The following is a 13,310-nucleotide window of genomic DNA, read 5'->3' on the forward strand; positions in this document are numbered from 1 at the left end:
CTCGTGTAGCGGAAGGTTTTTTGGCTTGTATAAGAAACGGCAGCTCATCTCCTCTAAAAATGAGGAGGAGAAAAAGTGAAAACAAAACTTGATTTCTTAAAAATGAAAGAAAATGAAGAACCGATTGTCATGCTGACGGCATACGATTATCCGGCAGCCAAGCTTGCTGAGCAAGCGGGAGTGGATATGATTTTAGTCGGCGATTCACTAGGAATGGTCGTGCTAGGCCTTGATTCAACTGTCGGCGTGACAGTTGCTGACATGATCCATCATACGAAAGCGGTCAAAAGAGGTGCGCCAAATACATTTATCGTAACCGACATGCCGTTTATGTCCTATCACTTGTCTAAAGAGGATACGCTGAAAAATGCCGCAGCTATCGTTCAGGAAAGCGGAGCCGACGCGCTGAAGCTGGAAGGCGGTGAAGGGGTGTTTGAATCCATCCGCGCCTTGACGCTCGGTGGCATTCCTGTTGTCAGTCATTTAGGGCTGACACCGCAATCAGTCGGTGTATTAGGCGGATATAAAGTACAGGGCAAAGATGAACAAAGCGCTAAGAAATTAATAGAAGACAGTATAAAATGTGAGGAAGCGGGAGCCATGATGCTTGTGCTTGAATGTGTGCCTGCAGAACTCACGGCAAAAATCGCAGAAACATTATCCATTCCTGTCATTGGAATCGGAGCTGGTGTAAAAGCGGACGGACAGGTTCTTGTTTATCACGATGTTATTGGCCATGGTGTTGTTAGAACACCTAAATTTGTGAAACAATATACGCAAATTGACGGCACTATAGAAACAGCAATCAGTGGATATGTCCATGATGTAAGACATCGTGCTTTCCCTGAACAAAAGCATTCCTTTCAGATGAATCAGGCAGTCCTGGAAGGCTTGTACGGAGGAAAATAAGATGAAGCAGATTACAGATATCTCACAGCTGAAAGAAATCATTACACAATATCAGTCAGAAGGCAAAACAATCGGATTTGTTCCGACGATGGGATTTCTTCATGAAGGGCATTTAACCTTGGCAGACAAAGCCAGACAAGAAAATGACGCCGTCGTTATGAGTATTTTTGTGAATCCGACGCAATTCGGTCCCGGGGAGGATTTTGAAGCGTATCCGCGCGATCTTGAACGTGATGCCGCTCTTGCGGAAAATGCCGGCGTTGATATTCTTTTCACTCCTGATGCCCGTGACATGTATCCCGGTGAAAAAAATATAACGATACATGTTGAGAGACGTACAGATGTTTTATGCGGGCGTTCAAGAGAAGGACACTTTGACGGAGTTGCCATCGTGCTGACGAAGCTGTTCAATCTTGTTAAACCGACACGCGCTTATTTTGGTTTAAAGGATGCGCAGCAGGTGGCAGTTGTTGATGGTTTAATCAGTGATTTCTTCATGGATATTGAACTGGTTGCTGTAGATACGGTCAGAGAGGAAGACGGGTTAGCCAAAAGCTCCCGGAATGTGTATTTAACGGCTGAGGAAAGAAGAGAAGCGCCTAAGCTTTACCAAGCCCTTCAGACGAGTGCCGAGCTGATCAGAGCAGGTGAGAGAAATCCTGAAACGGTCATCAATGCTGCAAAAGACATCATTGAAACGACAAGCGGCAGAATTGATTATGTTGAGCTATATTCTTATCCGGAACTTGAGCCTGTGAACAAGCTCGAAGGAAAGATTATTCTGGCTGTAGCAGTTGCATTTTCAAAAGCGCGTTTAATAGACAATATCATTATTGATATTCGAGAAATGGAGAGAATATAATGATGTATCGCACGATGATGAGCGGAAAGCTCCATAGGGCAACGGTTACAGAAGCAAATCTTAACTATGTGGGCAGCATTACAATTGATGAAGATCTGATTGATGCGGTAGGAATGCTTCCTAATGAAAAAGTGCAAATTGTGAATAATAACAATGGAGCACGCCTGGAAACGTACATTATTCCCGGTCAGCGCGGGAGCGGAGTCATCTGTTTAAACGGAGCAGCCGCACGTCTTGTACAGGAAGGCGATAAGGTTATTATTATTTCTTACAAAATGATGTCTGATCAAGAAGCGGCAAGCCATCAGCCGAAAGTTGCCGTTTTGAATGACCAAAACAAAATTGAACAAATGCTTGGACAAGAACCTGCCAGCACCATTTTGTAGATATACCGCCCCCTTTAACGGGGGTTTTCGTTTAAGATTTTCAGCGTAAAACGGTTTTGCCGCTCCATTTCCGTACAAAACGTGTTACACTTTTGTCGTATGCAAGAATTGAGGTGTCCATTTTAATGAATAAGCAACGGTTCGTTGTTATAGATGTAGAAACAACAGGGAATTCGCCAAAAAAGGGCGATAAAATCATTCAAATCGCAGCGGTTGTAATTGAAAATGGACAAATTACTGAGCGGTTTTCAAAATATATTAATCCAAATAAATCCATTCCGGTTTTTATTGAACAGCTTACGGGAATCACGAACCAAATGGTAGAAAATCAGCCGCCGTTTAAAGCAGTGGCTGAAGAAGTGTTTCATTTGCTTGACGGCGCTTACTTTGTCGCCCACAATATCCATTTTGACCTCGGGTTTGTGAAGCATGAGTTACATAAAGCGGGTTTCCAGCTCCCAGATTGTGAAGTGCTGGATACTGTTGAGCTCTCCCGTATCGCATTTCCGGGATTTGAGGGATATAAGCTGACTGAATTAAGCGAAGAGCTTCAGCTGCGGCATGATCAGCCGCATCGAGCTGACAGCGACGCTGAAGTCACAGGACTTATTTTTTTGGAAATTCTTGAAAAGCTAAGGCAGCTTCCTTACCCGACATTAAAGCAGTTAAGAAGGCTGTCACAGCATTTTATCAGTGATCTGACGCATTTGTTAGATATGTTCATTTATGAAAACAGACATACAGATATGCCAGGCTTTACGCGTTTTTCATCTTTTTCTGTCAGAGAACCTGAACCTGTGATTGAACGTCTCAAAGAAGATGAAGAATTTCTATTTGAGATAGAAAATTGGGCAGCAGGAAATGAAAAAGCGCTCTCTGAGTTCATGCCCCAGTACGAAAAAAGAGAAGGCCAAATGCTGATGATGAAAGAAGTGGCTGAGGCCTTTGCCAATCGTGAACACGCGCTGATTGAAGCTGCTCCGGGAATCGGAAAAACGATCGGCTACCTGATTCCGGCTGCGCTTTTTGCTAAAAAGTCAAAAAAGCCGGTCGTCATCAGCACGTATTCAACCCTTCTTCAGCAGCAGATTTTGACGAAGGATTTGCCGATCATCAAAGATATGTTCCCTTTTTCGGTGACTGCGGCTATTTTAAAAGGGCAAACGCATTATCTGTGCCTTTATAAGTTTGAGCAGGTGCTTCATGAGGAAGACGATAACTATGATGCCGTTTTGACAAAAGCCCAGCTTCTTGTTTGGCTGACAGAGACAAACACGGGAGATGTAGCAGAACTGAATTTGCCGTCAGGCGGAAAACTGCTGTGGGACAGATTGGCATATGATGATCATTCTTATAAACGAAAACAGAGGGATCAAGTGATTGGTTTTTATGAACGGGCCAAACAAAGTGCGATGCGGTCTGACCTGGTGATTACGAATCATTCTCTTCTGCTTACCGATGAGGCAAGCCGGAAAAAAAGACTCCCGGATAGCGGGACTTTTGTCATTGATGAAGCACACCATTTTGAACGTGCCGCAAGCGAACATTTAGGAAAAAGAGCAACTTACATAGAACTGCATACAAAATTGAGCAGAATCGGAACGCTGAAAGAGCAGGGGCTTCTGAAAAAAATGAGACAGCTTTTTCAGCGCCACAGCCTGCCGGTGGATTCATTTTTCGAAGTGGAGGAGTGGATTCAGCATATTCAGGCGGAAAGTGATGCGTTTTTCAGCTCTGTGCATTCTTTTGTCAAACGAAGAAAACCTAAAGAAGACTTAAACCGTCTTGTCTTTAACGTGAACAAAAAAAGTCACGATAAAGGATGGCCTATTTTAACAGATGGAGCGGAAAGGCTTTGTTCTATGCTGGCGCATTTGCAGCAGCTTTTTGAGACCCAGACGGCTCTGATGGAAGAACATCTGACGGTTATGAAAAGCAAAAATGCTTTTTTGGCCGATGAATATAATAGAAGCATGAATGATTTGGGGGAGTACTGCCAGACTCTAAATCAGCTGTTCTTTGGCTCAGATGACAATGAAGCGGTTTGGATTGAGATAGATGCTAAAGGTGCGAAGAATGCAGTAGCTATATATGCGCAGCCGCTGGAACCGGGCGAGCTTCTTGCTGATCAGTTTTTTGCCCGGAAAAACAGTGTCGTTCTTACATCTGCAACCCTAACGATAGAAAATTCGTTTCAATTTATCATTGAGCGTTTGGGGTTAAGCGACTTTTTCCCCCGCACAATGAGGATCGCGTCGCCTTTTTCTTATGATGAGCGGATGCAGGTAATGATTCCAAAAGAAATAAAATCGATCCAAGATACGGGGCAGACTGAATTTATACAGGATACCGCACGTTATATCGAACTGATGGCAAAAGAAAAACAGCCGAAAATCCTTGTGCTGTTTACGTCTCATGACATGCTGAAAAAAGTGCATCAGGAACTCAAGCTCGCCATGAGTGTTTCAGGCATTCAGCTTTTGGCTCAGGGCATAACCGGCGGCAGTCCCGGAAAACTGATGAAAACGTTCAAAACAGCCAATCAGGCCATTTTGCTTGGAACGAATCATTTTTGGGAAGGCGTTGATTTCCCTGGTGATGAGCTGACGACAGTGATCATCGTGAGACTTCCTTTCCGGGCTCCGGATCATCCGCTGCACGCTGCAAAATGTGAGTTGGCGAGGAAAAAAGGGCGCAATCCGTTTCAAACGGTCTCACTGCCGGAAGCGGTGCTGACGTTCAGACAAGGAATTGGGCGCTTGCTCCGGACAGCCGGAGACAAAGGAACGATTGTCATATTAGACAGACGGGTCAAAACCGCTGGTTACGGGCGCCTGTTTCTTGACGCTCTGCCGACGTCCGCAATATCTGAAGTGACTGACAGTGAGATTGAAGCTTATGTTGCCGGAAAAAGTGAATAAAAGCCGCATAAAGCGGCTTTCCGGTGTGGGAGTAGGACGTGTTTTATTTGTAAAAGCGGTTTTTCCGCTCTGTGGTACTAGTATGGCGCGTCCTGAAAAGGAGTATGACTAACAATATTTGTTCAATTTGGAGGATGAAAAAATGGAAAGCAAAATCGAAATTCTTTCAACAATTAATGTAGAGCATTCGGATGACCTTTATAAAATTGTAGACACGCTGAATCGGACACTGAAAAGAGATAATCTGATGTTCGGTCTTGCGCTTGATGAAGAAAACAAAAACCAAGCCGTTTTTACCATTTATCGTACGTAGGTGAGAAGATGAGAAAAAAAGCATTAATATTTACCGCCATATTTGGTATTATTTTTTTAGCAGTACTTCTTGTCTCGGCAAACATTTATAAATCAGCCATGGCACAAAAGGAAAAGGGGCACGAAGCAGCAGCTGCTGAAGCGAAAAAAGAAACCGACCTCACCAGCGTTGATCAAGTCGAAACATTTGTCGGAAAAGAAAAATATTATATCGTAAAGGGAACTGACAAAAAAGGCATCAAATTATATGTATGGGTTCCTGAAGATAAAAAAGCAAAAATTCTCTCAAAAGAAGCAAAAGAGGGAATCACCGAGGACAAAGCGGCGAAAATCATACAAGATGAAGGGTTGGTTTCAAAGCAAAAAGAGGTTCACCTGGCAAGAGAAGGGAACGTCCTGCTTTGGGAAGTAACGTACTTAGACAAAGAAGGACAATACAGTTTAAGTTATGTGGACTTTACAACTGGAAAGATTCTCAAAAATATCACGCCTTAAGACGAATTAGGGGGAGTTCAAGTTGAAACTGGCAAAAAGAGTATCCGCATTAACACCGTCTACCACACTAGCCATTACAGCGAAAGCGAAAGAACTGAAAGCGGCAGGCCATGATGTCATCGGCCTTGGAGCGGGCGAACCCGACTTCAATACACCGCAGCACATTATTGATGCAGCTGTACGCTCAATGAACGAAGGACATACGAAATATACGCCTTCAGGCGGTTTGGCTGAATTAAAGAACAGCATTGCAGAGAAATTTAAACGTGACCAGAATATTGAATACAAACCGTCTCAATTGATTGTCTGTACTGGTGCCAAACATGCACTGTATACCCTTTTCCAAGTGATTTTGGATGAAGGAGATGAAGTGATTATCCCAACGCCGTACTGGGTAAGCTATCCGGAACAGGTGAAACTCGCTGGCGGTCAGCCTGTTTATGTGGAAGGGCTTGAGGAAAATCACTTTAAAATTTCTCCTGAGCAGCTGAAAAAAGCGATTACAGAAAAAACAAAAGCAATCGTTATTAATTCACCAAGCAATCCGACTGGCGTTATGTATACGGAAGAAGAGCTGGCCGCGCTTGGCGATGTATGCCTTGATCATGACATCCTGATAGTATCTGACGAAATTTATGAAAAACTTACATACGGCGGAAAAAAACACGTTTCCATCGCACAGCTGTCTGACCGTTTGAAAGAGCAAACGATCGTCATCAACGGCGTATCAAAATCACACAGCATGACAGGCTGGAGAATCGGTTATGCGGCTGGAGCAGAAGAGATCATCAAAGCGATGACAAACCTTGCAAGCCACAGCACGTCAAATCCGACATCTATTGCACAATACGGAGCGATTGCCGCATACAACGGACCTTCTGAGCCAATGGAGGAGATGAGAAAAGCATTTGAGCATAGATTAAACACGATTTATGATCAGCTCGTTGAAATCCCGGGCTTCAGCTGCGTGAAGCCGGAAGGTGCTTTTTACTTATTTCCGAATGCAAAAAAAGCAGCTCAAACTTGCGGTTTCAAAGATGTAGATGAATTTGTCAAGGCGCTTCTTGAAGAAGAAAAAGTCGCGATTGTTCCAGGTTCCGGATTCGGCTCTCCTGATAATGTCCGGTTGTCCTACGCGACATCATTAGACCTTCTAGAAAAAGCGGTGGAACGAATCAAACGTTTTGTAGAAAAACATAGCTAACGGATCAGAAAGCGGCTGACAAAAAGCCGCTTTTTATCTGCATTGACCCGGTCAGTTAAGACCGGGTATAATAAAGTGATGATAAAAGAGTTCGCGGGGCAAAAGCTTCCGAATGTCTTCTTGTTTTGGAGGGAAATATTTTGAAAACAACAATCAACCAAGTGTACAAGCACGTAGGTGAGGAAGTAACGATCGGAGCTTGGATCGCTAATAAGCGTTCAAGCGGGAAAATCGCGTTTTTACAGCTGAGAGACGGTACAGGTTTTATTCAAGGTGTCGTTGTAAAAGCGGAGGTTGAAGAAAGCATTTTCCAAACGGCTAAATCTGTGACGCAGGAAACGTCACTCTATATAAAAGGAATTGTCAAAGAGGACGAGCGTTCTCCGCTTGGTTATGAATTAGCTGTGACAGATATTGAAGTCATTCACGAAGCGACTGATTATCCAATTACGCCAAAGGAACACGGTACGGAATTTTTGATGGATCACAGACACTTATGGCTTCGTTCAAAACGCCAGCATGCGATCATGAAAATCCGCAACGAAATCATTCGCGCGACTTACGAATTCTTTAATAACGAAGGCTTCGTAAAAGTAGATCCGCCGATTTTGACTGGAAGCGCGCCTGAAGGAACAACTGAGCTCTTTGCGACAAAATACTTCGATGAAGATGCTTACCTTTCTCAAAGCGGACAGCTGTACATGGAAGCTGCGGCGATGGCATTAGGAAAAGTATTCTCCTTCGGACCGACGTTCAGAGCAGAGAAATCTAAAACAAAACGTCACTTAATCGAATTCTGGATGATCGAACCGGAAATGGCGTTTGTTGAATTTGAGGAAAACCTTCAGGTACAGGAAAATTACGTTTCTTTCATCGTGCAATCAGTTCTTAAGAATTGCAAAATTGAATTAAACACACTAGGAAGAGACACGTCAAAACTTGAGCAAATCAAAGCGCCGTTCCCAAGAATTACGTATGACGAAGCGGTTGATTTTCTGAAAGAAAAAGGCTTTGACGATATCGAGTGGGGAGACGATTTTGGAGCGCCTCATGAAACAGCGATTGCCGAGCACTATGACAAACCGGTTTTCATCACTCGCTATCCGACGTCCTTAAAGCCGTTCTATATGCAGCCGGCATCTGACCGCGAAGATGTAGTGCTTTGCGCAGATCTGATCGCGCCTGAAGGCTACGGAGAAATCATCGGCGGTTCTGAACGGATTCACGATATGGAACTTTTGGAAGCGCGCCTTAAAGAACATGGACTGGATTCTGACGCATATAAATGGTATGCTGAACTTAGAAAATATGGATCAGTTCCACATGCCGGATTCGGCCTTGGATTAGAGCGTACAGTAGCTTGGATCAGCGGAGCGCCTCACGTACGTGAAACAATTCCGTTCCCAAGACTGTTGAACCGTCTGTATCCGTAATACATTTAAATGAAACAAAAAAAGAGTCTCCTGCAAGGGAGACTTTTTACAGTAAAGGGGAAAACACTATCCTTTACAGTAAGAGGTGTAACGATGAAAAAACAGCAATTTATTGATATGCAGGAGATGGGGATGTCGACGATCCCCAATCTTCTGCTGACCCATTATAAACAGCTTGGACTTAATGAAACAGAACTGATTCTGCTGTTGAAAATCAAAATGCATTTAGAAAAGGGATCTTATTTTCCTACACCGCATGAACTGCAGGAAGGCATGACGATTTCTGTTGAAGAATGCACAAACAGATTGCGTATGTTTATCCAAAAGGGTTTTCTGTTTATTGAGGAAGGCGAAGACCAAAACGGCATCAAGTTTGAGAAATATTCGCTCCAGCCTTTATGGGGCAAGCTCTATGAGTATATAGAGCTTGCACAGAATCAAACACAAGAAAGAAAAGCAGAAGGGGAACAAAGAAGCCTTTATACGATTTTTGAAGAAGAGTTTGCAAGACCGTTATCTCCTTTGGAGTGTGAAACGCTGGCCATTTGGCAGGATCAGGATCAGCATGATGCACAGCTGATTAAACACGCTTTAAAAGAGGCTGTATTATCAGGAAAACTCAGCTTCCGCTACATTGACCGGATTTTGTTTGAATGGAAGAAAAACGGGCTGAGAACAGTGGAGCAGGCCAAAATCCACAGCCAAAAATTCCGGCGTGTTCAAACAAAACAGAATGAACCGCAAAAAGAGTATAAGAGGCAGGTTCCTTTTTACAATTGGCTTGAACAATAAAGTGAAAAGGTGACAATCGTGTTAAATCTAAAACAAATTGAATTCTGTTTAGAGAAGATAGGCGACATGTTTCCCCACGCGGAGTGTGAACTTGTTCATTCCAATCCTTTTGAATTAGTGGTGGCAGTCGCATTATCTGCGCAATGTACAGACGCACTTGTAAACAGGGTGACCAAAACATTATTTCAAAAATATAAACGGCCGGAAGACTATTTATCTGTTTCTCTGGAAGAGCTTCAGCAGGATATCAAATCAATCGGTTTGTACCGTAATAAAGCAAAAAATATTCAGAAACTGAGTAAAATGATTATTGAAGATTATGGCGGAGAAGTACCGAAGGACCGTGATGAGCTTGTGAAACTCCCAGGAGTTGGCCGGAAGACCGCCAATGTTGTCGTATCTGTTGCCTTTGGCGTACCGGCCATTGCAGTGGATACACACGTCGAGAGGGTCAGCAAGCGTCTGGGAATCTGCCGGTGGAAGGATTCGGTGCTGGAAGTCGAAAAGACACTGATGCGCAAGGTTCCTAAAGAAGATTGGTCCGTTACCCATCATCGTCTCATATTCTTCGGAAGATATCACTGTAAGGCACAATCGCCGCGCTGTGCGGAATGTCCATTGCTTTCTCTGTGCAGAGAAGGGCAGAAGAGAGATAAAAAAGGGCTGGTGAAACGATGACGGCAGCGAATGAATTGTTAGCTTCTTATGAGCAATATTTGCGCAGTCTGGGCCACATTGACTTCACCGATACCAAGGAAGCATTAAGGGGCAATCCTTTGTATTTTGACTTCTCTGAGACCACGCAAGACATATTGCCGTGGGAAAACAGCGGAAAGTACGTTCCGTATCTATTTCAAGTGTGGGAAGAAACAAAAGAATCACTTCTCCCTGTATTTCAAACAAGAAAGTCCAGATGCGACCAAAACGACATGCTTAAAGGGATTGTATGTTTACTGGCTTCATTTCATTGGACAGCGGGTGAGCGGGTGATATCGCTGAATTGGTCAGAACTGACAAAGAAATCATTTCCGGCTAAGCCGATTAATTGGGCTGAACGAGTGGAGTTCATTTTGCTGAAGCCGACCCAGTATCATTGCTTTATCCAGCTAGATGAACTTTTTACAGAAATGAAGAAGCATTTCTATAAGCATCACGCGATGAATCGATAAAACCTCCCCTAAAAAGGGAGGTTTTATCGTGCAGAAAAAAGCCATCACCTTTAAAAGGGTGATGGCTTTGTCTTTAATTCGTTTTTTCAGTTGATGATGAATTCGTTTGTGTATTGTCAGATGTATTTGTTTTGTTTTTATCTGTATTAGACCCTGATGAATCATCCGTTGAGTCACCATCTGACGCGTCCTCTTCTTTGCGGCCGTTGTTATTGCTGCTGTTATCGTTAGATTGGTCTTGGTTGCTGTTGTCGGACGGATTGGTGTTCGTGTTGTCTTGTTTTTTGTCTTGATCGTTTGTTGAATCATCTGTCTGATCTTGATCTGTCTGACTGTCATCTGTTTGAGAATCATCAGTTTGTGTGTCATCCTGAGTCTTCTCATCATCTTTATTTTCATCATCCGGTTGCTGCTGGTCTTCTTTATCTTCATCCTCTTCGGCTTTTGGCACTTCATAGGATGTCGACGCTGAACTTTTGCCATCATCACTGACGGCTGTCACTTCGAATTTGTATACAGAGCCTGGCTGCACGCCCGAAATGACTGCTTCTTTTGCAGAGCTGTTTTGAACTTCAGAGTAGCTGCCGCCATCAACAGATTGCTTAACAGCAAAGGTCGCATCTCCGTCGTACTTCCAGCTTAATGTCAATGATTGATTATCTTTATCATATTTCACATTTAAACCAGACAGTTTTGCTGTTTCTTCTTTCTCTTCTTTCTCATATGTTTTAGAAACAGTAGAAGGGGATGTACCTTTTACAAAGTACTCTGTGACCTTTTTATCGCTTGGCGTATTCGGCCCTGCCAGTTTTGCCGGATTAGAGCCTTTTTCCACAGTCGCTTCCACTACGCTATCAGGTTTCTCAAATGATCCGCTTCCGTCATCGACATCGGCAATGAGCTGGGCGAAGATGCGTTTTGCAACTTTTTGCTCTTCAGTTGAAAGAGATTTCTTTCCAGCTTCGTTTTCTCCCATACCCGTCCAGACGGCTGCTGTATATTGCGGTGTGTAGCCGACAAACCAAGAATCTCGGGCACCGTCGCTTGCGATATTGTACCTTTGGATTTCACTTTCTTCAAAGTTGGTCGTCCCTGTTTTTCCTGCTACTTCCACACCGGGTACTTGTGCAAGCTGTCCAGTACCTGTCTTAACAGCTGTTTTCAGCATATCTGTAATCATAAACGCAGTATAATCGCTCATTGCTGACTTTGATTTTGGTGTTAAGTCAAGCTTCGTGCCATCGTTAAATTCAATAGACTTTACAAAATGCGGTTCATTATATGTTCCGTTATTTCCGAAGGCGCTGTATGCTCCTGCCATCGTCAGTGAAGAGACACCAACATTGCCTTTTCCGAATCCACCGATAGAATACGATTCATATACTTTATCTTTATCTAATCCTAGTCCCAATCCGTTAGCAAAGTCTACAGCAGCATCTCTACCCACTGCTTGGTATGCTTTTAAAGCAGGAATGTTCCGAGATTGCGCAAGTGCTTCACGCATAGACATTAGTTCTTTATATTTGTGGTCAAAGTTACGGATCGGTGTTCCATCAGAATACGTATAAGCTGAGTCATCAATTTGTTCGTATGTGGACCATTTTTTATTTTCAATAACTGGACCGTAGTCGAGAATAGGCTTAATGGTAGACCCAGGCTGTCGCTGAGCTTGGGTCGCGTAATTGTAGCCACCAACCGTAGAATTTCTTCCCGCACCAATCGCGCGGACTTCTCCGGTTTTTGTATCGAGAAGCGTTACACCGCCCTGCATGCCTTCAGTAAATCCGACAGTGTCTCCGTCCATTAATTCATCAAGTTTGTCTTGTGCTTTTGTATCTAATGTCGTATAAATCTTTAATCCGTCAGTACCTGGATTGACATCAGATTTTTCTTCAATTTCTTTCATGACTTCTTCAACAAACGCACTGTATTTATTTGAATTTGTTTTTTCATATTCTTTCTGTGATACAACGCCTTCATCTTTCACTGCCACTTTTTTCGCTTTGTTATATTGAGAATCAGAAATGAATCCTTGTTTTTTCATGAGACTGAGTACGATGTTCCGTCTTTTTTCCGCTTTATCCGGGTTTTTAACGGGATTGTACGCCGTCGGGCTTTGCGGCATACCCGCAAGTGTCGCAGCCTGTTCCACTGTCAATTTGCTTAAATCAGTGACGCCGAAAAATTCTTCCGCCGCTTTTCCGATTCCGTAAGCTCTAGGAGAAAAATAAATTCGGTTTAAATACATTTCTAAAATTTCATCTTTAGAATAATTACGTTCCAGCTGTATAGAAAGCCAGACTTCTTGCACCTTCCGTTTCAGCGTTTTCTGATGTGACAGAAGGGAGTTCTTTACGACCTGCTGGGTGATGGTACTTCCGCCTTCAGCTCCGAAGCCGTCTTTAAAGTTGGCGACAAGGGCACCTCCGATACGGACAGGGTCAATCCCGTGGTGTTCGTAAAAACGTGCGTCCTCTGTCGCGATAAAGGCTTCTTTTACGACATCAGGTATTTCATCTATCGAGACATAGGACCGCTTTTCGGAGCCGTATTCAGCGATTTCTTTTCCGTTTTTATCATAAATTGTCGATGAATAAGGCGTCTTCAATTTGTTTTCGTCCAGTGATGGCGCATCAGAAACCATGACGGCAAATGTTACAGCACCGCCGACTACGCCTAAAACAAACAGAATGAGTAAAGTGAATAGCGTCTTTTTAAACAATCCGCCTTTTTTTCGTTTCTTGCCTTTTTTCGGTGAAGGGCTCGACTTGCTGTTCGCTTTACGTCGAGCTTCACGACTCGTAAATTGATCTGACATAACATCTCA

At 43.4% G+C, this 13,310-nt stretch carries 12 protein-coding genes; 11 read left to right on the top strand and 1 reads right to left on the bottom strand.

From position 1 onward, the window contains the following. Positions 1 to 75 precede the first annotated feature (75 nt). The 11 genes from panB (at position 76) to KXD37_RS04295 (ending at position 10,483) form a co-directional block, all read left to right on the top strand. Positions 76 to 909 carry a 3-methyl-2-oxobutanoate hydroxymethyltransferase gene (gene panB / locus KXD37_RS04245; RefSeq protein WP_024121843.1) on the top strand — a complete coding sequence of 278 codons (834 nt, stop codon included), beginning with the start codon at positions 76 to 78 and terminating at the stop codon, positions 907 to 909. 1 nt (position 910) lies between these two features. Next, a complete protein-coding gene (panC, locus tag KXD37_RS04250; RefSeq protein ID WP_106020017.1) occupies positions 911 to 1,771 on the top strand; it encodes a pantoate--beta-alanine ligase in 861 nt (286 codons plus the stop codon). 2 nt (positions 1,772 to 1,773) lie between these two features. Next, a complete protein-coding gene (panD, locus tag KXD37_RS04255) occupies positions 1,774 to 2,157 on the top strand; it encodes an aspartate 1-decarboxylase (RefSeq protein ID WP_101864651.1) in 384 nt (127 codons plus the stop codon). A 125-nt stretch (positions 2,158 to 2,282) separates the two neighbouring features. Further along, positions 2,283 to 5,078: an ATP-dependent DNA helicase DinG gene (gene dinG, locus KXD37_RS04260; RefSeq protein ID WP_263463252.1), complete on the top strand. Its 2,796-nt coding sequence runs from the start codon at positions 2,283 to 2,285 to the stop codon at positions 5,076 to 5,078. A 142-nt stretch (positions 5,079 to 5,220) separates the two neighbouring features. After that, entirely contained in the window at positions 5,221 to 5,391 is a 171-nt protein-coding gene (locus KXD37_RS04265; protein WP_003225588.1) for a YpmA family protein, read from the top strand. An 8-nt stretch (positions 5,392 to 5,399) separates the two neighbouring features. After that, complete coding sequence (gene tseB / locus KXD37_RS04270; protein WP_024121839.1) at positions 5,400 to 5,885, top strand: cell wall elongation/penicillin-binding protein regulator TseB; 486 nt, start codon at positions 5,400 to 5,402, stop codon at positions 5,883 to 5,885. A gap of 22 nt (positions 5,886 to 5,907) precedes the next feature. After that, positions 5,908 to 7,089 carry an aspartate transaminase AspB gene (aspB, locus tag KXD37_RS04275; RefSeq protein WP_185848880.1) on the top strand — a complete coding sequence of 394 codons (1,182 nt, stop codon included), beginning with the start codon at positions 5,908 to 5,910 and terminating at the stop codon, positions 7,087 to 7,089. 140 nt (positions 7,090 to 7,229) lie between these two features. Next, on the top strand, positions 7,230 to 8,522 hold the full coding sequence (gene asnS / locus KXD37_RS04280; RefSeq protein ID WP_095713169.1) for an asparagine--tRNA ligase: 1,293 nt from the start codon (positions 7,230 to 7,232) through the stop codon (positions 8,520 to 8,522). A gap of 93 nt (positions 8,523 to 8,615) precedes the next feature. Continuing rightward, positions 8,616 to 9,314 carry a DNA replication protein DnaD gene (dnaD, locus tag KXD37_RS04285; RefSeq protein ID WP_185848882.1) on the top strand — a complete coding sequence of 233 codons (699 nt, stop codon included), beginning with the start codon at positions 8,616 to 8,618 and terminating at the stop codon, positions 9,312 to 9,314. Between the two features lie 18 nt (positions 9,315 to 9,332). Continuing rightward, the gene (nth, locus tag KXD37_RS04290) at positions 9,333 to 9,992 is read left to right on the top strand and encodes an endonuclease III (protein ID WP_010334708.1); all 660 of its coding nucleotides are present in this window, start codon (positions 9,333 to 9,335) and stop codon (positions 9,990 to 9,992) included. Then, complete coding sequence (locus KXD37_RS04295; protein ID WP_255003232.1) at positions 9,989 to 10,483, top strand: YpoC family protein; 495 nt, start codon at positions 9,989 to 9,991, stop codon at positions 10,481 to 10,483. Before nth ends, KXD37_RS04295 begins: the two co-directional genes overlap by 4 nt. 73 nt (positions 10,484 to 10,556) lie before the next feature. Here KXD37_RS04295 and KXD37_RS04300 read toward each other — a convergent pair whose 3' ends face one another. Beyond that, positions 10,557 to 13,301 carry a PBP1A family penicillin-binding protein gene (locus tag KXD37_RS04300; RefSeq protein ID WP_188323086.1) on the bottom strand — a complete coding sequence of 915 codons (2,745 nt, stop codon included), beginning with the start codon at positions 13,299 to 13,301 and terminating at the stop codon, positions 10,557 to 10,559. Positions 13,302 to 13,310 lie beyond the last annotated feature (9 nt).

Source organism: Bacillus sp. XT-2, assembly GCF_025696525.1.
In the GTDB taxonomy this organism is placed as follows: domain Bacteria; phylum Bacillota; class Bacilli; order Bacillales; family Bacillaceae; genus Bacillus; species Bacillus halotolerans.